Genomic DNA, 21,266 nt, shown 5'->3' with positions numbered 1-21,266 from the left:
GGGGAATCTTCCCATACTTCGCCTTTGCCGTGGACCCCGAAACGCCGGCGATATCGCTGGCCGCTGTGTTGTGCCGGCTGTCCGTCATGGCCATTTCCACTGCTGGCGCAAGATGTGTAGGGTGGGGCACTCGATAAGGAGGCGAACATGGACAGAATCAGTCAGTTGGCCGAGCAGCTCGGCCAGGCGCTGAAGGTGCAGGCCGCTCAGGTCAGCACTGCAGAATCGTGCACCGGTGGCGGTATTGCCGAGGCGATTACCCGCATACCGGGTAGCTCGGCCTGGTTCGAGGCTGGATACGTGACTTACTCCAACGCACAGAAAACCAGGCAACTGGAAGTCTGCGCCGAGCTTTTCGCCAGCGTCGGCGCGGTCAGTCAGGAGGTAGTGGAAGCCATGGTGCGCGGCGCCCAGGGGCACAGCGGGGCACGCTACGCTGTTGCCGTCAGTGGCGTGGCGGGTCCAGATGGCGGCTCGCCGGAGAAGCCGGTCGGTACTGTCTGGTTGGCCTGGGGAGACGGCGAGCGCCTTTACAGCCTGCGCAAGCAGTTTGCCGGAGGTCGCGACGAGGTACGCCGACAAACGGTCGAGGCCGCGCTGGCCGGGCTTCTGCGCCTGTTGGCAGAGGAAAATCCGGCATTGGGGTAGGCGGGCGACTTGCCCTGTGGAATAATACTGGCTACTTATACAGTTGTTGGCGGCCGCTTAGGCCCTTGTGAATACGTGAGGATGTAATGGACGAGAACAAGAAGCGCGCTTTGGCGGCTGCCCTGGGTCAGATCGAGAAGCAGTTCGGCAAGGGCGCGGTCATGCGCATGGGCGATCATGAGCGTCAGGCGATCCCGGCCATTTCCACCGGCTCGCTGGGTCTGGATATTGCTCTGGGCATTGGCGGTTTGCCGAAAGGCCGTATCGTCGAGATCTACGGTCCTGAATCCTCAGGTAAGACGACCCTGACCCTGTCGGTTATCGCCGAGGCGCAGAAGCTGGGCGCCACCTGCGCCTTCGTCGACGCCGAACATGCGCTGGATCCGGATTATGCCGGCAAGCTCGGTGTCAATGTCGATGACCTGCTGGTGTCGCAGCCGGACACCGGCGAGCAGGCGCTGGAAATCACCGACATGCTGGTGCGCTCCAATGCCATCGACGTGATCATCGTCGACTCCGTGGCAGCGCTGGTACCCAAGGCAGAAATCGAAGGGGAAATGGGCGACATGCACGTCGGCCTGCAGGATGCAGTATTCGGAATCGCAGCGTAGTTTTGGTTCACTTAGGAGGTCTCCCTTCTTCACAAGGGGTACGCCCTAAGCTAATCAGCAATATTCGATTAATCCTAATCTGAGTGGTCGGTGAGAATGGATCAGGCAAAAAACAAAGCGTTGGAAATGGCTCTTTCTCAGATCGAGAAACAGTTTGGTAAGGGTGCCATTATGCGGCTCGGCTCCGACCGCACAATGGACATCGATGTTGTTTCGACCGGTTCTCTTGGCCTGGACATCGCTCTGGGCGTGGGTGGTTTGCCACGTGGTCGTATCGTTGAGATCTACGGCCCTGAGTCTTCTGGTAAAACCACACTGACCCTTTCCGTAATTGCTGAAGCTCAGCGGCAAGGTTTGACTTGTGCATTCGTCGATGCTGAGCACGCCCTTGATCCAATCTATGCCGCCAAACTTGGCGTGAATATCGATGATCTTCTTTGCTCGCAGCCAGATACTGGTGAACAGGCTCTTGAGATCGTAGATATTCTGACTCGTTCGGGGGCGGTCAACGTTATAGTTGTCGACTCCGTAGCTGCTCTTGTTCCGAAGGCTGAAATCGAAGGCGAGATCGGGGACTCCCATGTTGGCCTTGCCGCTCGAATGATGTCGCAGGCGATGAGGAAAATCACTGGTAACCTGAAGAACTCCAACACTATGTGTATCTTCATTAACCAGATCCGTATGAAAATCGGCGTAATGTTCGGCAGTCCGGAAACCACCACCGGTGGTAATGCCCTGAAGTTCTACGCCTCGGTGCGCCTGGACATCCGCCGTACCGGTGCGGTCAAGGAAGGCGAAGAGGTGGTCGGCAGCGAAACCCGCGTGAAAGTTGTCAAGAACAAAGTTGCTGCTCCATTCAGACAGGCCGAGTTCCAGATCCTCTACGGACAAGGTATTAGCAAAGCCGGCGAGATTGTTGACCTAGCAGTTTCTAATAGCTTCGTTGAGAAATCCGGCGCCTGGTACTCCTTCGAAGGCAACAAGATTGGTCAAGGTAAGGCCAATACCATCAAGTGGCTGTTGGAAAACAAACCCACTATGGACAAGCTGGAAGGTATGATTCGCGACAAGTTGATGTCTAAGCCACAGGCTGAAACCTCTGCACGTCTCGCAGCCCAGGAAGAGCTGGCTGACGACTATTGATATCTCGTAGCGGTATAAGGTCGCTGCTGACAATCTATAGTTAAGTTTCTACTCCATATAAAGCCTAGCTTCCCCAGCTAGGCTTTTTCTTGATGCCACATCAAGTTTCTTTCCCATCAAGGTGACTTACAGGATCGCCTCTCGTCCAGCTACTCTCTGAGATTCAATTACGTTTGATGCCCAAACAAAAGGAGTAAACGGGTGAAAGGTTTTTTCAATGGGGCATTGCTTGTTGGCACTGTTCTGGTCAGTTCTCTGAGCTTGGCAGCGGATCTGACTCTCGATGGTTCTCGCCATGCTGTGCAGCGAGGACTCTCTCGCCTGATCGAAGGTGGAAAGCTGTTTCGCGTTGCTCGGGGCATTTATGTTGCCGCAGTCGAAACTCGGTTCGGCGTGCGCCCGCCGGCACCCGAGAAGGTTGTCCACTCGCTGGCTAATGCGCTGGGTGAGGTGCTGGTCGACCACGGGGCTCGTGCCGCGAATAAATTAGGGCTGAGTACACAGGTTCCAGTTGGCTATGTCTTTCTAACCGACGGACGTTCTAGGGAGCTTCAGGTTGGCAAGACCACCGTATCGATTCGGTATGCGCCTCGATGGTTGATGGCTCTAGGCGCTACTGGAGCGGGAGACGCCATTCGAGCATTGGATTGGGTTGGCGAAGCAAGCGTGGGGGATGCCGTTTCCAAACTTCATAAACTACTACCCGAGAGCGAATGGGGTGCTCTGGTGTCATCTCACCGCTCGTTGCCTATCTGGATGGCGAGTGCAATCTGCGCTCAGTCGAGTTGCACCCACCCTTTTAAGTTGGGCTAGCGGTTAGCTGTAGCCTACTTACCGCCAGACCGGCATCATCTGGAATGGGGCAATTCGATGTGAAAGCCCGTGAGGCCAGCGGCTGAGGTGCACCAGATGCGGCCTTTGTGAGCCTCAATGATGGACCGGGTGATGGCAAGTCCGAGCCCGGCGTTGCTCGGGCTTCCCTCCCGCCGAGCGGGGTCGACCCGGTAAAAGCGGTCGAAGAGCTTCTCTAGATGCTCTGAGCTGATTGTGTCCCCTGGGTTCTCGATGCTGAATGTGGTTGAGTCCGCTGCCTGGCGGATCAGAACCGAAATTGTCTTTCCCGCCGGCGTGTAGCGCAGCGCATTAGATAGCAAATTGGATAGCGCGCGATCAAGCATCAGCCGATCCCCCTGCGCTTGGCCTGTGCCTGTGAGCGATAGCTCAATGCCACGCTCTTCGGCTAGGAGGTGGTAGTAGTCAAACAGCTTGTAGACTACGTCAGCCAGTTCGATCCTGGCCTGCTCTGGGATGATTAAGCCATTATCAGCCTTGGCCAAGAACAGCATGTCATCAATCATTCGAGACATGCGCTTCAATTCTTCCAAGTTGGAGTAGAGGTTCTCCTCGTATGCGGTGATGTCGCGCTTATGGCTCAAGACCACCTCAGTATGGGTCATGAGGTTGCTGACGGGCGTTCGTAGTTCGTGTGCGATGTCCGCCGAGAAGTTGGAGAGTCGAATGAAGGCCTCTTCAAGTCGAGCCAGCATCGCGTTGAAGGACAGAACTAACTGCTGAAGTTCTTGCGGTACTGGTTCGAGAGGAATTCGCTCCTGCAATGATCGGGCGGACATCCCGGAGGCCACGCGAGTGACTTGCCGCAGAGGCTTGAGGCCACTGCGAGCAACCACCCAGCCGAGTGCGGCACTGAACAGGGCGCTGATGACCAATCCAATCCAAAACCATCGTTGCAGCGTGTCGAAAAAGTGTGTGTGATTGGTGACGTCAAGAATCAGCAACGCAGTGAGCGGCTCAGCCTGATCGGCTACCGAGATTTGCTCCGTCATGCCACGGTACATGTGTTGGCCGTTCTGCCACTCCCACATGCTCTGCTCATTTGCACGTCTGAAACGCTCAGGTACTTCGACTGCTCTGGGGTCGGAAAACAGTACAGAACCGTCACTGGCCAGGATAGTGGCGGCCAGATCCTGATGGGCTCCCAGCAAGGCCCGCAACTGCGGTGATTCTTCCGAAAGGCTCGCTTCACCGCGAGCATTGTTGAGGATATGTTTGGCGGATTCGAGTTTCTCCACCAGGGCCTGCCGATCCAGCATCTTGAAGTGGTGCTGGCTGAGCATATTGAAACTCAGCCCTGCTACCGTCAGGACTGCAATTGCCGCGGACATGAACATCAGGCTCATGCGTGCGGTCAGCGAAAGGTGCTTCATATTCACTCCGGAGCATCCATCATGTATCCCATGCCGCGGGCGGTATGAATCAGCTTGAGATCGAAATCGTCATCGATTTTTGCGCGTAGCCGGCGTACCGCAACCTCAATGACATTGGTGTCGCTGTCGAAATTCATGTCCCAAACCTGAGAGGCAATCAGCGACTTCGGGAGCACCTCGCCGCGCCGGCGCAGTAGCAGTTCCAGCAGTGAAAACTCCTTCGCGGTCAGGTCAATTCTTTTCCCGCCACGGATCGCACGCCGCTTCATCAGATCGACTTCCAGATCGGCAATTTTCATGGTGGTCTGCGTCGGCGAACCATTACCTCTGCGCAACAGCGTTCTGACCCTGGCCAGAAGCTCTGAGAAAGCAAATGGCTTGATCAGGTAGTCGTCCGCACCCAGCTCCAACCCTTTAACGCGGTCTTCCACACCATCGCGTGCCGTCAAGAACAGTACGGGGACGTCTTTTCCTGCTGCGCGCAACATGCGCAGCACTTCCCAACCGTCCAGCCCAGGCATCATTACATCCAGAATTAGCAGGTCATAGGCTTCGCTAAGTGCATGCTGAAGGGCATCTGTACCGGTCATAACCCGGTCGACATTGAACCCAGCCTCGGTGAGACCTTGCTGGAGGTACGTACCGGTTTTGGGTTCGTCTTCAGCTACCAGTAGTTTCATGTGTGCAGACTCCAAAAGTCGGGTGGCCTGAGTTTGCAGGCAAACCGCGGCCCCAACCAGAAGCTTACGAAAATGTAATTCTGACTTCAGCTCACTGACAGGGTGGCTTGTCTAGGGTGCAAGCATGAGTACTAGGTTGTGCTCTCGGCCCTCGACAGACCAAAAGCAGAGGTGCCGGCCATAGTTTGCACTGATGGAGACTGCCCATGAAATCGCTGAAACCTTTGCTTCTGGTTGGTTCGCTACTGCTGTCTTCCATGGCTTGGGCCGAAGGGGGCAGCGACCGTGTATTCGAGCGCATCCAGCAGATGCGCGACAAAGCAGAAGCCGTGCTGATCCAGGCGGAGAAGGCCCCGGTCGGCGAGCGGCATGTGCACATGAAGGAGCATATGAACATGCTCGAAGACATCATGAGCCAGCTGCACAACGAACATCCCGCGCCAAACATGTCTGCCGAAGAGCATCTGGCCTGGATGGAAAAGCATGACAAGCTGGTAGACGACGTGCTGGCTCAAATGCTCCGCGAGCACAAGCTAATGATGGCCGACAAAGAGTGCCATCGATAAGGATTTTCCCATCTTCCAGGCCTTCCGTGATTGCTCCTTTGGCCTAGCGGCGCCTTTATGGCGCCGTGCTTTTTCCCAGCTGACGCAATTGTAGTTTTGGGGTCAGCGGCCTGGCAGCAAGCGGGGAATAGCATGAGATTTCCAGCACCCATCTCGAGGTCTCACCATGAAACGCTTACCCCTTAAACTGCTGATCAGCACTCTGTTCATCAGCACCACCTTTCCGGCATTTGCCGAGGTCGGCGGCAGTAGCAATGGCATTGGGCAGCAGGCCCAGGCGACGCCAGCGACTCGTACCATCTTGGTAAAGATGGACGACATCAACTACAGCCAGAAAACGATCGATGTGAAGCCAGGTGAAACCGTGCGCTTCGTTCTGAAGAACGAGGGCGCGTTGATGCACGAGTTCAACATCGGGCAGGCAGCGTCCCAGCTGGAGCACCAGCGCAAGATGGCGTCCTTGTTCAAGGACGGCACACTGACCCCGACCGGCATGGCCGAGCGCATTGTCTGGCATGAGCGTTATGGCATGGGAGACTCCAACCCTCCAGGCTATCCGGAAGTCATCAAAGCCAAGCATGACGACCCGAACGCGGTTCTCGTCGAGCCCGGCACAACCAAAGAGTTCGTGTGGACCTTCCCTAAGGCGGGCAGTTTGAGCTTCGCCTGTACATTGCCTGGGCATTACCAGGCGGGGATGGTCGGTGAGTTTGCTCTGCGTTAGTCCGGCATCGGTGCTACCCGTTGGCCGCGAGCTGGGTAGCACCGATCTGACGAACCTTACTGCGATGTAGTTTTCACGTCAGCGTACCGCCAGCTGCACCTCATTAGCATCGGGACTCATCCCTCCTCAACACCTCAGAGGCACACCATGAAACTCAGACCCGCTTTCATAATCACCACCCTTGGCTTGCTGCTCAGTGCTGCCAATGCGCTGGCCAGCCCGGGCCACAAGAAAGACAGTATTGGGCAACCGGGAGACGGTCAGGCAGTAGATCGCACCATCGAAGTCCGGATGGGGGACATCTTCTTCGAACCCAAAGCAATGGAGATCAAAGCAGGCGAGACAGTTCGCTTCGTCCTGAAAAATGACGGTGCACTGCTACACGAATTCAATCTTGGCAAAGCGGCATCCCATGCCGCGCACCAGAAAGAGATGGCCGCGATGTTTCAGAACGGCACGCTGTCCCCTACAGGTGCACATGACATGAGCAATATGGGCCATGCCATGGGCGGCATGAAGATGGTCGGTATGGAACACGATGACCCCAACAGTGTTCTTGTCGAACCTGGAGCACGCGAAGAGTTGATCTGGACCTTCTCCGCCGCCACCGAACTGGAGTTCGCCTGCAATATTCCAGGACATTATCAGTCGGGAATGGTCGGTAAGGTGACCGTACGCTGACGTTTATTGATACTCGCCAACTCCGTCCAGTCTGAGACACCTATACTGATCCGGCCGCCATTGAAACGAGGCTATTGTCGTGGACCATACCCATCACACCAGTACCACTGAGCCGCCTTTTTGGAAGAGCAAGATTGGCATTGCGCTGATCATGCTGGCCGTAATCGGCATCTTCTATGTAGCGCGTGAGCATTACGGTCATCTTTCGCAGGCCCTGCCGTACCTCATCCTGCTGCTATGCCCGCTGATGCATCTGTTTGGCCACAATCACGGCGGGCACTCCCACTCCAGCAGCACCGCTGTTTCCAAGGACGAAGAAAGGACATAGATCGCATGCAAAAGACCTCCTGCCATCATGACCAGGATCATTCACATAACTCGCACGCCCACTCCGAGAGCCAGCGCGACCCGGTGTGTGGCATGGAGGTCAAACCTGATGGCCCTTATCGCGAGAGCTTTGAAGGGAAGGCCTATCATTTCTGCAGTGCGAAGTGCCTAGAGAAATTCCAAGCAGATCCTCATCAGTACATGAGCCATCAGTCTCATGGGGAGCATCACCAGCACGCGACTCCAGCACCCACATCGACACCTGTAGGTGCTGAATACACCTGCCCGATGCATCCAGAAATCCGTCAACCGGCTCCCGGAAACTGCCCGATCTGCGGGATGACGCTGGAACCTGTCATCCCGGAGCTGGAAGAGGAGGAAAATCCAGAGCTGAAGGACTTCTCGCTGCGGTTCTGGTGGACCCTACCGTTGACCGTCATCGTGACCGTATTGGCGATGGCCGGCCATTCCTTGCAACTGTTTCATGGCACGACCCAGAACTGGGTCGAGCTGGCTCTGGCGACGCCCGTGACGCTATGGGGTGGCTGGGTATTCTTCACCCGCGGCATTGACTCCATCCGCCACCGCAGCCCCAACATGTGGACCCTGATCGGATTAGGAACTGCAGCCGCCTACCTCTACAGCGTGGCAGCCACCCTGGTGCCGCAGTGGTTCCCGGCGGCCTTCGTTCAGGATGGACGCATCGGCGTCTACTTCGAGGCCGCCGCGGTGATCATCTCGCTCACGCTGTTGGGCCAGATGCTCGAACTCAAAGCCCGCTCGCAGACCTCTGCCGCCATTAAGTCACTGCTGGGATTGGCCCCCAAGACTGCCCGGCGCATCAGGCCTGACGGCCAGGAAGAAGATATTCCGCTGACCCACGTCCATCAGGGTGACCACTTGCGTGTCCGGCCGGGCGAAAAAGTCCCGGTGGATGGCACCGTGCTGGAGGGCGAGAGCGCCGTCGACGAGTCGATGCTTACCGGAGAACCGTTACCCGTGACCAAGCGGGTAGGGGATGCCCTTATCGGTGCCACCCTGAACACCCACGGCAGCCTGGTGATGGAGGCGCAGAAGGTCGGTGCCGAGACCATGCTGTCGCAGATCGTTCAGATGGTGGCCAGAGCCCAACGTTCCAAGGCCCCCATGCAGCGTATGGCTGATGCGGTGGCAGGGTATTTCGTGGTCGGGGTGATCCTGATCGCGATTCTGACCTTCTTCGGCTGGGGGCTATTAGGGCCGGAATCAGGCTGGGTATTTGGCCTGATCAATGCGGTGGCGGTGCTAATCATTGCGTGTCCCTGCGCTCTGGGTCTGGCAACCCCGATGTCCGTCATGGTTGCGACTGGCAAGGCCGCTAGCAGCGGTGTGTTGTTCCGCGATGCCAGCGCCATCGAAAATCTATGCAAGATCGACACGCTCATCGTCGACAAGACTGGAACCCTGACTGAGGGGCGTCCCGTATTTCATAGTGCGGAAGGGACAGGCGGTTACGACTCCAATGAAGTGCTGCGCCTGGCTGCTAGTCTCGACCAGGGTAGTGAGCACCCGCTGGCTCATGCCATCGTCGATCATGCGCGCGGTCAGGGCATTGCACTGGTCAAACCGGACACTTTCGAATCTGGCTCGGGTATTGGTGTGCGCGGCCAGGTCGATGACCATCAGCTGCAGCTCGGCAACACCGCACTGATGGACGAGGCGGGCGTCGATATTACCCCGCTGCGCAATCGCGCCGAGCAACTGCGTCTGGAAGGCATCAGCATCATCTATTTGGCCGTTGATGGTCGCCTGGCGGGACTCCTGGCCGTTTCCGATCCGATCAAGCCTACTTCTCAACAGGCTGTCTCCAAGCTTCAAAGCGAAGACGTAAAGGTCATCATGGCCACTGGTGATGGCCTCACCACAGCAAGAGCCGTGGCGAAGCAGCTCGGAATCGAGGAAGTGCATGGTGAGGTCAAACCGCAGGATAAGGAGAAACTGGTCGCCGATTTGCAGGGCTATGGCCGTCGTGTCGCCATGGCGGGTGACGGCATCAACGATGCGCCCGCCCTGGCCAGGTCTGACGTAGGTATCGCCATGGGCACCGGTACCGATGTGGCGATGAACAGCGCCCAAGTGACGCTGGTCAAGGGAGATCTGATGGGCATCCTGCGAGCGCGCACCCTGTCAGTGGCAACCGTGAAAAACATGAGGCAGAACCTCGCCTTTGCGTTCCTCTACAACGCGATGGGAATCCCGCTAGCAGCGGGGCTGCTGTACCCGCTGACGGGGCATCTTCTGTCGCCCTTGATTGCTGCGCTGGCGATGAGTGTCAGCTCGGCGTCGGTGGTCTTCAATGCTCTGAGGTTGAAATCAACGGACATCGGATAGGCTTCCATACCACCGACCAGGTGATTATTCAGAAGCGCATCTGACCGGAAAATGCCGTACGGTAGTTTCCGGTCCGACCTATCTGTCGCAACACATAGTGACGAGGTGACGTTCGATGGACTGTTGCCGCTGCGGGTAGGAGACTGGTCGTCGTTAACCCATGAGGACTCTCCGTGGCCCGCATTCGCAGACTGATTATCAGCAACTTCCGATCTATCCAGGCGCTCGACTGGGTGCCGGCCCCAGGAATTAACTGCCTCATAGGTCCTGGCGATAGTGGAAAGTCCAGCATTCTAGATGCGATTGACCTTTGCGTCGGTGCCCGCCGGGGCGGCACGTTCGGCGACATGGACTTCTTCGCTCTGAACGTCGAAACACCCATCACCATCAGTGTGACGCTTGGCGATTTGCCGGTATCGCTGATGGATATCGATGTTTACGGCGAGTTCTTGCGTGGATTCAATCCAGGAACGGGAGAAGTCGAAGACGAACCGCGAGCGGGGCTGGAGACCGTCATCACCTTGCTCCTGCAAGTTGGTGCCGATTTGGAACCTACCTGGACACTTTTTTCTGAGCGTGCGGAGCAGCAGCAACTCGAACGCACTCTTCCCTGGAAGGAACGAGCGGCACTAGCACCCGCCCGTATCGGCAGCTTTGCGAGTTCGAACTTGTCGTGGAGTCGTGGCTCAGTGCTCAATCGACTTACCGATGAGCGCGCCGAGCTTGGTGCTGAACTGGCGCGCGCCGCTAGGCAAGCAAGAGCGAACTTTGGCAATCAAGCAGCCGAACATCTGACCCAGACGCTTGAGGTCGTGCAACGCACAGCACAGCATCTTGGCGTTTCGGTCGGGGCTATGCCTCAGGCGCTCCTTGACGCACATTCTGTGTCGATTGGCGAGGGGGCGATCGCGCTGCACAGTGAAACAGGTATTCCGCTGCGCTCCCTTGGCACGGGCTCGTCACGCTTGCTAGTGGCAGGGCTTCAAAGGGCTGCGGCCAGCGCCGCGCCAATTGCCCTGGTTGATGAGGTGGAATACGGGCTTGAACCTCATCGGCTCATGCGATTCCTGGACTCGCTGGGTGCAAAGGACGCTGCCGCTCCGTTGCAAGTGTTCATGACGACGCACTCGCCGGTCGCGCTGCGCGAGCTGTCCGGCAGCCAGTTATTCGTTGTTCGGTCAGCACCTCAGCGCCACAGTGTTATGCCAGCTGGGGAAGCCAACGAGGTACAAAGTACCCTTCGGAAGGACCCCGAAGCATTCCTCGCCAAATCCATCATCGTTTGCGAGGGGGCCAGCGAGGTTGGCTTCGCGCGTGGCCTTGACCAATGGTGGGTCAGTCTTGGCGCTACCTCATTCCTGGCCCATGGCGGCGCGTATGTGGACGCCGGCGGGGGAAGCCCCGATAACAGTCTTATCCGGGGAACAGCACTTCTGAACTTGGGTTACCGCGTGATGGTTTTTGTAGATGCCGACAAGCCTTCGACCGCGGGGCTCGCTGAAGCATTCTTGGCCGCCGGCGGGCAAATTCTTACATGGCGACCAGGCCTCACGTTGGAGGACGAGATCTTCCGCCATCTCAGTGAGCAAGCACTCGATGCACTTCTGGCGAAAGCCGAAACAATAGTGGGTGCAGAGCTGATGAACGCACACATTCAGACGAAGTCCCAAGGCCGCGTGACGCTGAACGATATCCGAGCCAAGCGACTCGTGGATGGGTACTCACCTGAGAGACGAGAGCTGCTGGGAACCGCATCCCGTATCCGCAACAGCGGCTGGTTCAAGTCGCTGACAACCTATCAGGAGGTTGCAAGGGACATCGTCGGTCCGTCTTTACAGAACGCCGAACCGGGCTTCATGGCAGTCACGAATCAGCTCTGGACGTTTACAAGTGCCCCCTGAGATTGATCTTTTCGCTATCGAGCGTGGCTCCATAACGGCCCCCGCAGGTTGTGGAAAAACGCAATTGATTGCCGAGACGCTCATCGCGCATACGCAGAGCAAACCCATCCTCGTCTTGACACATACGAACGCCGGCGTTGCGGCCTTACGGGCGCGCCTGAGACGAGCCGGTGTTCCTAACTCCGCATATCGAGTCTCCACCATTGACGGATTCTCGATGCGCCTGATCGCTAAGTTCCCAGCGCGAAGCGGCCATAACCCGCAGATCCTACAGCTGCATCAACCCAATACTGACTACCCGGCAATTCGGGAGGCCGCCATGCAGTTGTTGCAGGCCGGTCACCTCGCTCAGCCCCTTCGCGCCACCTATGCACGGTTGCTTGTCGACGAGTACCAAGACTGCAACGTCGTCCAGCACGCCATCGTGTCTGGTTTGGCCCAGGTGCTTCCGACCTGCGTGCTCGGTGACCCGATGCAAGCCATATTCAGCTTCCGTGGCAATCGACTGGTGCATTGGGCGAATGAGGTGCAACCCCTGTTTCCCGCAGCGGGAGAGTTGAGGATACCGTGGCGCTGGCGGCTGGCTGGAGCTGAGAACCTCGGGCAGTGGCTGCTCGCCATAAGGCAACAACTTCAAGCTGGTCAGCCGGTGGATCTGCGCACGGCTCCAGCAGAAGTGCGTTGGGTGCAGCTAAACGCCGGAACCGAAGTTCAGCAGCGACTGGTGGCCGCGAGAACCGAAGCTCCCAACGCTCAGGGTAGCGTCCTCATCATCGGGGACTCCATCAACGTGCAAGGTCGCCATCAGCTCACGAGCCAGACACCCGGTGCCATGGCCGTAGAAGCCGTCGACCTGAGAGATCTCGTCAACTTCGCCAGGAACTTTGACTTGCAGGGTGCCAATGCTCTGGCACAACTTGTGGAGTTTGCTTCCAGCGTAATGACGGGCGTAGGTGCAGCAAACCTGCGAACGCGCGTGGAGTCGCTGCGTGCAGGAAGGGCCCGAACGCCTCCGACCGCGGCCGAGGCTGCGGCGATCGATTTCGTAGCAGCGCCAACATTGGGGCAAGCGCTCCGTGTGATCGATACGCTCGCTGAGCAGCACGGGGCACGTGTATACCGACCGGAGGTTCTGTACTGCTGCCGGTCTGCAATGCAAGCGGTGGTGGGAGGTGCTGCCGACTTTCTGAGTGCAGCCATTCAAGCGCGAGAGCGCAATAGACACCTTGCCCGACCGATCGCAAGACGCTCTGTAGGCAGCACATTACTTCTCAAGGGGCTGGAGGCGGATGTCTCGGTTGTCCTGCATCCTGAGCTTATGACCCCCCAGAATCTATACGTCGCACTGACGAGGGGCGCAAGGCATGTCGTGGTGTGTTCACCAACCCCCATCCTTACGCCCGTGGTAAACGGCTGATCCTTTTGTAGCGCTTACGGGCTTGACCTTGCCATCGTGTCAAGGTCGATACTGTCTGTGCGGTAACTTGAGCCGCGGACGAAATGAGGTGAAAGACATGTTTAGTCTGAGTGTTGCGGGGATGGGCTGTGGCAGTTGCGTGAGCAAAATCACGAAGGCCATTCAAGCTCTGGATCAGGATGCACGAGTAGAAGTGGATCGAGCGGCCGGCAAGGTCACCGTTGAGAGCACAGAAAGTGCCGAATCGATCCGCGAACTCATCCAGGAGCTTGGCTATTCGGCCCAGGTCAGCGCTTGAGCGCTGACCTGCTATCCCACTAAATCTCCAGTTCTGAGAGCTCTTTTAGCCCTGGGATACTGGTGACCTCGTTGGTCATACCTTCTGAACCATCTCGGCCGCGAAGCCAGTTTGAGTGATCGCCTGGCTCGCGCATTTCCAGCGTGTCATAGGAGTACCGCTTGCGCTTGAACAGGCTTTTCAATGCAGCGAACTCGTAGCTTTTTTCGTCTTCTATGCCGACGACTTCTCCTGCAAGCCGCTCCCAGTGACCAACGCCGTCGGCCAGCATTGCCTGATAGGTCTCCGGGTCAAGCAAGGCTTGCTGTTTGAAATGCATGATGTGGTGAGTCATAGAAGCGCTCGGAGTGGCCAAAGAGAGAGCGCTAGCCCAAAGGTTCCGGGTCATTCGTGTAATAGCTGGCCGCGCTTTAGCAAACCGTCGTTGACCCACAACTTCAACCAGGTCGCGGCTTGCAAGGGAGCTTGCTCGCCATGCGTGGCGCTCAACGACTCGCAGAGTTCAGCGAACGATCCGCCCTCGATGAGAAACTGCAATGCCGAAGCCTCCGCTGGCTCCAGGCTCCGGTACTGGCAGACGAGTTCATGACGCCAAACAAGACAGGCTAGGTTCGTTGGCAGGCGGGTAACATCAGGCAGCAAGCTGCCGGACTTGGCGGCTTTCCACAACTCCAGCGTGTTGTACTGCAGCTGCAACCACCGGGCAGATGCAGTCAGGGAAACCCTGAGTGAAATCCAGTCTTCAGCCGAAAAATCACTCATGGTCTCCAGCGAAAGCGCTTCGACATCCTGAGCGTCGAAGGCCAGTGTAAAGGCCCATTCCAGTTCCGCGAGTTCGCGCATCGGCGATAGTTGGGGTTCTTCGACGTAGCTGCTAATGAACTCGGGCAGCTTCTCGCCCAGCCAGCGAATGCTGAAATGTCGTGGTGGCCAGGCGGCCAAGTAGGCCAGTGCGAGCTGCTCGAATGATTCGTTGCCGATCCAGTGAAGCAGGGCAGGGAAGTCTTCTCGCAAGACCGCAAGCAGGCGCGAACGGTAAGCGTTGTGGTAGATCTGCAGGCCTTCGAGAGCACTCAGCGCTGTGCTACCTCGGATCTGCTCCAAAAGCTTGTTGGAGGGCAGGGCACTGTCACCTGTCAGGTAAGTTTCAAATGCAGTCTGTAGGGCGATCAGGCTCAAGGGGTGGCCCCCGATATCACAGATTTGGCGATAGCACGGGCATGTGCTAATTCGGACAACAGCTCTTCCAGCGGCGGAAACTGGTCATCCCGCTCGATCAAGGTCGATGTCGGGCCCAAGTAGCTCAAAGTCTTGCTGTAGAGAGACCAAACCGGATCAGCGATGGGCTGGTCATGGGTGTCGATGAGGTACTGCCCGTAATCGCTGTGCCCGGCCAGGTGAATTTGCCGAATCCGCTCGTGCGGCAATTCCATGATGAACTGCCAAGGGTCGAAACCCTGGTTGCGCGAACTGACGTAGACGTTGTTCACGTCGAGAAGCAGCTCGCACCCGGTCAGGTAACTGAGCTCCGAGAGGAACTGAGACTCGCTCATGCTGGATGTTGTCCACTGCACGTAGGAGGAAACGTTCTCCAGCACGATGGGACGTTCCAAAACATCCTGCACCAAGCGCACCCGGGCCGCGACATGCAGCAGGCTCTCCTGGGTAAACGGCAGCGGTAGCAGATCGTGAAGTTGATGGGCGTTGCCTCGACTCCAGCACAGGTGATCAGACACCCACTGAGGCTGCACCCGATCCGCCAGCTGCTTGAGCTGTCGTAGGTAGTCTATGTCCAAGGCATGTGAGCCGCCAATCGAAAGAGATACTCCGTGCATCACCAGGGGGTAGTGCTCGCCGATCGCATCAAGGAAGTAGAGAGCCTTGCCGCCCTCCACCAGGTAATTCTCGGAAATGATCTCGAACCAGTCGACCGCAGGCCGTTCCTCCAGGATCTGCCGGTAATACTCGTTGCGAAGGCCAAGACCGAAACCCAGAGTTTTGCGCTTACTCATTCGAGACTCCAGCAGGGGAGTGGCATGCACTCCCCTGAACCGCCTTATTCGCTGGTTTTGCCACCGGCTTCGTCACATTTGGCCTGGGTCATCAACTTGAACCCCTGGCCTTTGCATTCGCCTTGGCCTTTGCAGTCGTTTTTCGCGGTCATGCAGTCGTTCTGCCCTTTGCAACCATTGACCCCGAAGCATTTCACTTCTGCTGCTTTGGTGTCCTGGGCCGCCTGGACGGGCAGGGTGGAGAACAGGCTGGCGGCTACCAGAGCCAGGGCGGCACCGGTAGCTACGTTGGATTTGTTCGACATAGTGGCTATTTCTCTTGATTGTTTGATGGTCGCGATCCGTCGGTGCGAATGAGCGAGTTAGCTCAGGCATTGCTGCCGAGCAGGCCCATGGAATCCGCAAGGCTTCTCGGGCAAGAAGACAGTACCGAGCCTTCAGGAGGGCCTACAAGAAAGAAATAGCAACCTGACAGAACTGTAATGTTCAGATCAGGTTGCTGACAGGGCTTCGTGGTTAACGTAACAGCGAGCTTAAGGCTCGCCCCCACTAGTTACGGGGGCTTCTAAACTTACGAGGATTCACGAAATGAAATCGATCAAAACCCTGTTTGTAGTTGCTGCCCTGAGTGCTTCCACTCTGGCGATGGCCGAAGGCGGTGCCGATCGCACGTTTGCACGCATGGAGCAGGCCCGTCAGGTCTCGCTGGAAGCGTATCAGCTGGCCAAGCAGCAGAAGGATGGAGCTCCCGTCGCCGGCAGCCAAGCCAAACAGGCGGAACACGCCAACTGCTGAGCCCCTTCAACCTTACAGAAATGTAATCACCCGGATGGTTGAGATATGGCAGTTTTATACTGCTTGGTGTCGGGGGGACTTGCGCAGCACGCAAGGCTTGAAGATCAAATCTCCCAATACTGGAGCAGTCAATGAACCCGAGACCGGATGCACATCACCGGCTCATCTGACGGATTGGACATAACGGCATGCAAAGCAAAACCACAAGACGTACTTTCGTCAAAGGCCTCGCCGCCGCCGGTATTCTCGGCGGCATGGGCATGTGGCGCACGCCGGTCTGGGCGGTAACCAGCCCAGGTCAGCCGAACGTGCTGAGCGGTAACGATTTCGACCTGTTTATCGGAGAGACTCCGGTAAACATCACCGGCGCAGCGCGTACCGCCATGACGATCAATGGCTCGCTGCCAGGCCCAATCCTGCGCTGGCGGGAGGGCGAGACCGTGACGTTGCGCGTACGCAACCGCCTCAAGGAGGACACGTCCATTCACTGGCACGGCATTATCCTGCCGGCGAACATGGATGGCGTTCCGGGCCTGAGCTTCCATGGCATCGCCCCCGACGGCATGTATGAGTACAAGTTCAAGGTCAACCAGAACGGCACCTACTGGTATCACAGCCACTCGGGGCTCCAGGAGCAAGTCGGCGTATACGGCGCGCTGGTCATCGACGCCAAGGAACCCGAGCCCTTCAGTTACGACCGTGATTATGTCGTGCTGCTGAGCGACTGGACCGATGAAAATCCAGCGCGGGTACTGGCCAAGCTCAAAAAGCAGTCGGACTACTACAACTACCACAAGCGCACCGTTGGTGATTTCATCAATGACGTGAGCGAGATGGGGTGGTCCGCTGCGGTAGCCGATCGCAAGATGTGGGCCGAGATGAAGATGAGCCCGACGGATCTCGCTGACGTCAGTGGCTACACCTACACCTACCTGATGAATGGCCAGGCACCTGATGGCAACTGGACCGGCATATTCAAACCGGGCGAAAAGATCCGCCTGCGCTTCATCAACGCCTCGGCGATGACCTATTTCGATGTGCGCATCCCAGGCCTGAAGATGACTGTGGTTGCGGCCGATGGTCTGCACGTCAAACCGGTCAGCGTCGACGAGTTCCGTATCGCCGTGGCCGAGACCTACGACGTGATCATCGAACCAGACAGCGAACAGGCCTATACCGTGTTTGCCCAATCCATGGACCGCACTGGCTATGCGCGCGGCACCCTTGCGGTACAGGAAGGGTTGAGTGCACCGGTACCAAGCCCTGACCCGCGCCCACTGATTGCCATGGGTGACATGGGCATGGACCACGGCAGCATGGGCGGCATGGATCATGGGAGCATGGCCGGGATGGATCACGGCAGTATGTCGGGCATGGATCATGGGAGCATGCAGGGTGGCATGGCCGGCATGGATCACAGCCAGATGGCGGGAATGGATCATTCGGGCATGGCAGGCATGGCAGGCATGGCAGGTGCCATGCAGGCACACCCAGCCTCAGAGACCAACAACCCGCTGGTCGATATGCAAACCATGACACCAACGCATAAGTTGGACGACCCAGGTATTGGTTTGCGAGACAACGGCCGACGCGTCCTCACGTACTCTGACCTGCGCAGCACCTTCCCTGATCCGGACGGGCGTGAGCCAAGTCGCACCATCGAGCTGCACCTCACCGGGCATATGGAGAAATTCTCCTGGTCCTTCGATGGAATCAAGTTCTCTGACGCCGAGCCTCTGCGCCTCAAGTACGGCGAGCGTGTTCGCATCACGCTGGTCAACGACACCATGATGACTCACCCGATCCATCTTCATGGCATGTGGAGTGATCTGGAGGATGCGAACGGCAATTTCCTGGTGCGTAAACACACCATCGACATGCCGCCAGGTTCCAAGCGCAGCTATCGGGTGACCGCCGATGCGTTGGGTCGTTGGGCCTATCACTGCCACCTGTTGCTCCACATGGAAATGGGCATGTTCCGTGAAGTTCGTGTGGATGAGTAAAGGAGATTTCTGATGAGCACTTTTATGAAGCGAAATGCCCTGGCTGGCAGCGCAGTCATGTTCAGCCTATTGGCTGCCCTGCACGCACCGGTTTCGTTGGCAGGTGAGGGGCACAGTGAGCACGAACAACATGCTGCCGAGTCGGCTGTGCCCAAGACCGCCAGTGGCAATCACGCAGATCAGTCGAAGGATAAGGCGGCTGGCCAGCATATGGATCATGGCGCCATGGATCACGGAGACATGAAGCATGACGGCATGAATCACGAAAACATGATGGATAAGCATGGCGGCACCGAAGCCGAAGCAGGTTCGAACCATGACCACTAGGTTTTCACGTCCATCTCTCTTGGCGCTGGCTGTGTCGCTGAGTGCGTTCAGCGGCGGCGTTACTTTGGCTGCGGAAGAAATGGATCATTCGGCAATGGGGCACGGCACCATGTCGATGGACCATAGCCAGATGAGCCACGGCGCTACCAAAGCGCCGATGGAGGGCATGGATCACAGCAAGATGGACCATGGTGCCATGCAGGGTGCTTCGGGCAGCATGGATCATAGCCAGATGGGCCACGGCCAGAGCCAAGAGAAGGCCCAGGCTATGGATCACAGCAAGATGGGGCATGGCGCCATGCAAGGACAGATGGAGGGCATGGATCATTCAAAGATGAACCATGGCTCCGCTGAAGCCCCGAGAACCACCAGCCGTACGCCGATTCCCGTTCTGACGGATGCTGATCGCCAAGCGGCTTTCCCGCCATTACCTGGCCACAAGGTTCACGACAGCGCCATCAACAGTTTTTTCCTGCTCGATCAGCTCGAATACCAGGACGCAGATGAGGGCAGCACCCTGGCCTGGGATGCGTCGGGCTGGGTAGGCGGTGATATCAACCGGGTCTGGTTCCGCTCCGAAGGCGAGCGTACCAACGGCGTGACCGAGGATGCTGAATTACAGCTGCTGTACGGCCGCTCGATCGGCCCTTGGTGGGATGTCGTCGCGGGCGTTCGCCAGGACTTCAAACCGGAGTCGCCGCAGACTTGGGCCGCCTTCGGTATCCAGGGCATGGCGCTTTACGCCTTTGAGGCCGAAGCCACGGCCTTCGTCGGCGAGAATGGCCAAACTGCTGCCCGACTGGAGGGCGAGTACGACATTCTGCTGACCAACCGGCTGATTCTCCAGCCAACTGCCGAAATGAACTTCTACGGCAAGAACGATCCTGAGCGAGGTGTGGGGTCTGGGTTGGCAAATACCGAGCTCGGCTTGCGTCTGCGTTACGAGATTGTCAGGCAGTTTGCCCCCTATATCGGGGTTTCCTGGAGCCGCTCCTATGGCAACACGGCAGACATGGTGCGCGACGATGGCGGTGATGTAGACGAGGCGCGTTTTGTCGCCGGTATCCGGATGTGGTTTTGAGAACCTGACATGAAAAGAACAATTAAAACTTTGGTGGCGGCCGGCGTGGTGGGTAGCACAGCTGTCCTGGCCGGCGCCTACTTTGGCGTGGTCAACGTGGGGGCCGACGATCCCCATTTTCCTGCAGTGCATGCGTTTCTCACGATGGCCCGTGACCGCTCTATCGAAGTCCGTTCGCGGGACATCGAGGTTCCCAACCTGGATGATCAAGCTCTTATTCGCGCCGGTGCGGGCAACTACAACTCCATGTGTATCGGCTGTCATTTGGCGCCAGGTGTGGCGGAGACCGAGCTAAGCCAATCGCTTTATCCTGCGCCCCCCAACCTCGCCAAGATCGGTGTCGATGGCAATCCGTCAGCAGCGTTCTGGGTGATCAAGCATGGCATCAAGGCAACGGGTATGCCTGCGTGGGGCAAGAGCATGGGAGACGAGTACATCTGGGGCATGGTTGCCTTCCTCAACCAACTGCCGACGATGGATGCCAAGCAATACCAAACACTCGTCGCATCCAGTGGCGGCCATCAGCACGGTGGTGGGGAAACGCAGATGCATAACCATGAAGGACAGCACGGCGACAACAAGCCTGGCCATCATGACAATAGTGGCGGTGGCGATGACCATCATGGATCAGGTGATGCTGGAGAGCCTGGTCATCACGATGCCGCGGCTACGGATAGCGAGGGTGGCTCCGCACCTAAGGCAGGTCACCATTCGGATATGAGTGGCGATGACCACCATGCTGGAGATGAGGCGTCGTCCAACGGAGGTGATCATCACGCCGAGCAGGCTCCGAACGCCTCGCCCAAGACCCACACCCACGCCGATGGCAAAGAGCACGTACATGAAAGCTAAATATCTGGCCTTACTGGCCGCTCTCTCCGTCACGTCTGCGGTTCAAGCAGCTGATGCCCTGACGATTGATGTCCATCGTGATGCCAATTGCGGATGTTGCAAGAAGTGGATTTCACACCTCGAAGCGAATGGCTTCAAAGTCGTCGACCATGTTGAAAGCAACATGACAGCAGTGAAGCAAAGACTGGGCGTCGCGCCACGGTTAGCGTCTTGCCACACCGCGGTGATTGACGGCAAGTTCGTCGAAGGTCATGTGCCGGCGGCTCAGGTCATCGAACTCACCAAGCGCGATGATCTGCTGGGCATCGCTGTTCCCGGGATGCCGGCGGGCTCCCCCGGCATGGAAGTCGATGGCGTACAGCATGCCTACCAGGTCATTGGCTTGACCAAGACGGGTTCTGATCAGGTCGTTGCAGAATATCCCGCCCAGTAGTACTGCCTGCCAGCACGGCCGCTTGTGTGTAGTGGCCGACTCATTTTCATACGTCCTTTAACCTAAGTAAAAAAGGCGCCCTAGGGCGCCAAGGGCTGTCTCCAAACCAAAGGAGCACTACGAGGGGACAGCAGGACCAAGGAGCGAGCAGGGCAATCAACCCGCTCGCTTG

Annotated in this window: 23 protein-coding genes and 1 pseudogene; 18 read left to right on the top strand and 6 right to left on the bottom strand. The window is 57.6% G+C overall.

Annotated features, from left to right (window positions below):
• Nucleotides 1-147: 147 nt before the first annotated feature.
• From B2U07_RS12625 to B2U07_RS12610, 4 genes and pseudogenes are all read left to right on the top strand, one after another.
• Nucleotides 148-648 (top strand): CinA family protein, encoded by a 501-nt coding sequence (locus B2U07_RS12625; RefSeq protein ID WP_275547315.1) that lies wholly within the window; start codon nucleotides 148-150, stop codon nucleotides 646-648.
• A gap of 86 nt (nucleotides 649-734) precedes the next feature.
• Nucleotides 735-1,232, top strand: a pseudogene (locus B2U07_RS12620) (ATPase domain-containing protein); the annotation flags it as partial.
• 123 nt (nucleotides 1,233-1,355) lie between these two features.
• On the top strand, nucleotides 1,356-2,402 hold the full coding sequence (gene recA / locus B2U07_RS12615; RefSeq protein WP_033990946.1) for a recombinase RecA: 1,047 nt from the start codon (nucleotides 1,356-1,358) through the stop codon (nucleotides 2,400-2,402).
• 201 nt (nucleotides 2,403-2,603) lie between these two features.
• Entirely contained in the window at nucleotides 2,604-3,215 is a 612-nt protein-coding gene (locus tag B2U07_RS12610) for a DUF6088 family protein (protein ID WP_224490739.1), read from the top strand.
• Between the two features lie 35 nt (nucleotides 3,216-3,250).
• Here B2U07_RS12610 and B2U07_RS12605 read toward each other — a convergent pair whose 3' ends face one another.
• Entirely contained in the window at nucleotides 3,251-4,627 is a 1,377-nt protein-coding gene (locus B2U07_RS12605; protein ID WP_177434078.1) for a heavy metal sensor histidine kinase, read from the bottom strand.
• A 2-nt stretch (nucleotides 4,628-4,629) separates the two neighbouring features.
• Nucleotides 4,630-5,307, bottom strand: a complete 678-nt coding sequence (locus tag B2U07_RS12600; protein WP_004374688.1) for a heavy metal response regulator transcription factor — start codon at nucleotides 5,305-5,307, stop codon at nucleotides 4,630-4,632.
• A gap of 206 nt (nucleotides 5,308-5,513) precedes the next feature.
• Between B2U07_RS12600 and B2U07_RS12595 the strand changes: the two genes are divergently transcribed.
• The 8 genes from B2U07_RS12595 to B2U07_RS12560 all read left to right on the top strand — a co-directional run bounded on the left by B2U07_RS12595 (nucleotide 5,514) and on the right by B2U07_RS12560 (nucleotide 13,591).
• Nucleotides 5,514-5,873: a co-regulatory protein PtrA N-terminal domain-containing protein gene (locus B2U07_RS12595; protein ID WP_296277098.1), complete on the top strand. Its 360-nt coding sequence runs from the start codon at nucleotides 5,514-5,516 to the stop codon at nucleotides 5,871-5,873.
• Nucleotides 5,874-6,039: 166 nt separating this feature from the next.
• Entirely contained in the window at nucleotides 6,040-6,597 is a 558-nt protein-coding gene (locus B2U07_RS12590) for a cupredoxin domain-containing protein (protein WP_003139550.1), read from the top strand.
• A gap of 147 nt (nucleotides 6,598-6,744) precedes the next feature.
• Nucleotides 6,745-7,278 carry a cupredoxin domain-containing protein gene (locus B2U07_RS12585; RefSeq protein ID WP_003246762.1) on the top strand — a complete coding sequence of 178 codons (534 nt, stop codon included), beginning with the start codon at nucleotides 6,745-6,747 and terminating at the stop codon, nucleotides 7,276-7,278.
• Between the two features lie 79 nt (nucleotides 7,279-7,357).
• Nucleotides 7,358-7,606 (top strand): DUF2933 domain-containing protein, encoded by a 249-nt coding sequence (locus tag B2U07_RS12580; RefSeq protein ID WP_003246761.1) that lies wholly within the window; start codon nucleotides 7,358-7,360, stop codon nucleotides 7,604-7,606.
• A gap of 5 nt (nucleotides 7,607-7,611) precedes the next feature.
• A complete protein-coding gene (locus B2U07_RS12575) occupies nucleotides 7,612-9,975 on the top strand; it encodes a heavy metal translocating P-type ATPase (RefSeq protein ID WP_196475890.1) in 2,364 nt (787 codons plus the stop codon).
• A gap of 173 nt (nucleotides 9,976-10,148) precedes the next feature.
• On the top strand, nucleotides 10,149-11,876 hold the full coding sequence (locus B2U07_RS12570) for an ATP-dependent nuclease (RefSeq protein WP_013715609.1): 1,728 nt from the start codon (nucleotides 10,149-10,151) through the stop codon (nucleotides 11,874-11,876).
• On the top strand, nucleotides 11,866-13,293 hold the full coding sequence (locus tag B2U07_RS12565) for a UvrD-helicase domain-containing protein (protein WP_033725463.1): 1,428 nt from the start codon (nucleotides 11,866-11,868) through the stop codon (nucleotides 13,291-13,293). Before B2U07_RS12570 ends, B2U07_RS12565 begins: the two co-directional genes overlap by 11 nt.
• 97 nt (nucleotides 13,294-13,390) lie before the next feature.
• The gene (locus B2U07_RS12560; protein WP_003246756.1) at nucleotides 13,391-13,591 is read left to right on the top strand and encodes a heavy-metal-associated domain-containing protein; all 201 of its coding nucleotides are present in this window, start codon (nucleotides 13,391-13,393) and stop codon (nucleotides 13,589-13,591) included.
• Between the two features lie 19 nt (nucleotides 13,592-13,610).
• Here the strand turns inward: B2U07_RS12560 and B2U07_RS12555 are convergent, their stop codons facing one another.
• From B2U07_RS12555 to B2U07_RS12540, 4 genes are read right to left on the bottom strand one after another with little or no spacing between them, the layout of a single operon-like run.
• The gene (locus tag B2U07_RS12555) at nucleotides 13,611-13,925 is read right to left on the bottom strand and encodes a hypothetical protein (protein WP_296277097.1); all 315 of its coding nucleotides are present in this window, start codon (nucleotides 13,923-13,925) and stop codon (nucleotides 13,611-13,613) included.
• A 50-nt stretch (nucleotides 13,926-13,975) separates the two neighbouring features.
• Entirely contained in the window at nucleotides 13,976-14,770 is a 795-nt protein-coding gene (locus B2U07_RS12550; protein ID WP_161867430.1) for a DNA-binding domain-containing protein, read from the bottom strand.
• Entirely contained in the window at nucleotides 14,767-15,603 is an 837-nt protein-coding gene (locus B2U07_RS12545) for a DUF692 domain-containing protein (protein ID WP_004374664.1), read from the bottom strand. Before B2U07_RS12545 ends, B2U07_RS12550 begins: the two co-directional genes overlap by 4 nt.
• A gap of 44 nt (nucleotides 15,604-15,647) precedes the next feature.
• Nucleotides 15,648-15,908 carry a membrane protein gene (locus tag B2U07_RS12540; RefSeq protein WP_003246752.1) on the bottom strand — a complete coding sequence of 87 codons (261 nt, stop codon included), beginning with the start codon at nucleotides 15,906-15,908 and terminating at the stop codon, nucleotides 15,648-15,650.
• Between the two features lie 283 nt (nucleotides 15,909-16,191).
• On the opposite strand from B2U07_RS12540, the gene B2U07_RS12535 reads away from it, so the two are divergent.
• The 6 genes from B2U07_RS12535 (at nucleotide 16,192) to B2U07_RS12510 (ending at nucleotide 21,094) form a co-directional block, all read left to right on the top strand.
• On the top strand, nucleotides 16,192-16,398 hold the full coding sequence (locus B2U07_RS12535) for a co-regulatory protein PtrA N-terminal domain-containing protein (protein WP_003246751.1): 207 nt from the start codon (nucleotides 16,192-16,194) through the stop codon (nucleotides 16,396-16,398).
• A 188-nt stretch (nucleotides 16,399-16,586) separates the two neighbouring features.
• Nucleotides 16,587-18,401: a copper resistance system multicopper oxidase gene (locus tag B2U07_RS12530; protein ID WP_296277096.1), complete on the top strand. Its 1,815-nt coding sequence runs from the start codon at nucleotides 16,587-16,589 to the stop codon at nucleotides 18,399-18,401.
• Between the two features lie 12 nt (nucleotides 18,402-18,413).
• On the top strand, nucleotides 18,414-18,728 hold the full coding sequence (locus B2U07_RS12525) for a hypothetical protein (protein WP_009686150.1): 315 nt from the start codon (nucleotides 18,414-18,416) through the stop codon (nucleotides 18,726-18,728).
• A complete protein-coding gene (locus B2U07_RS12520; protein ID WP_296277095.1) occupies nucleotides 18,718-19,809 on the top strand; it encodes a copper resistance protein B in 1,092 nt (363 codons plus the stop codon). The genes B2U07_RS12525 and B2U07_RS12520 overlap by 11 nt, the downstream gene beginning before the upstream one ends.
• A 9-nt stretch (nucleotides 19,810-19,818) precedes the next feature.
• Nucleotides 19,819-20,661: a c-type cytochrome gene (locus B2U07_RS12515; protein ID WP_003139525.1), complete on the top strand. Its 843-nt coding sequence runs from the start codon at nucleotides 19,819-19,821 to the stop codon at nucleotides 20,659-20,661.
• Entirely contained in the window at nucleotides 20,651-21,094 is a 444-nt protein-coding gene (locus tag B2U07_RS12510) for a DUF411 domain-containing protein (RefSeq protein WP_003246746.1), read from the top strand. The genes B2U07_RS12515 and B2U07_RS12510 overlap by 11 nt, the downstream gene beginning before the upstream one ends.
• Nucleotides 21,095-21,266 lie beyond the last annotated feature (172 nt).

It is taken from the genome of Pseudomonas sp. UBA7530, from assembly GCF_002479365.1.
Lineage (GTDB): Bacteria > Pseudomonadota > Gammaproteobacteria > Pseudomonadales > Pseudomonadaceae > Aquipseudomonas.
Note: the sequence above shows the minus strand (reverse complement) of the source record. Positions and strands in the feature narration are given on the sequence as shown.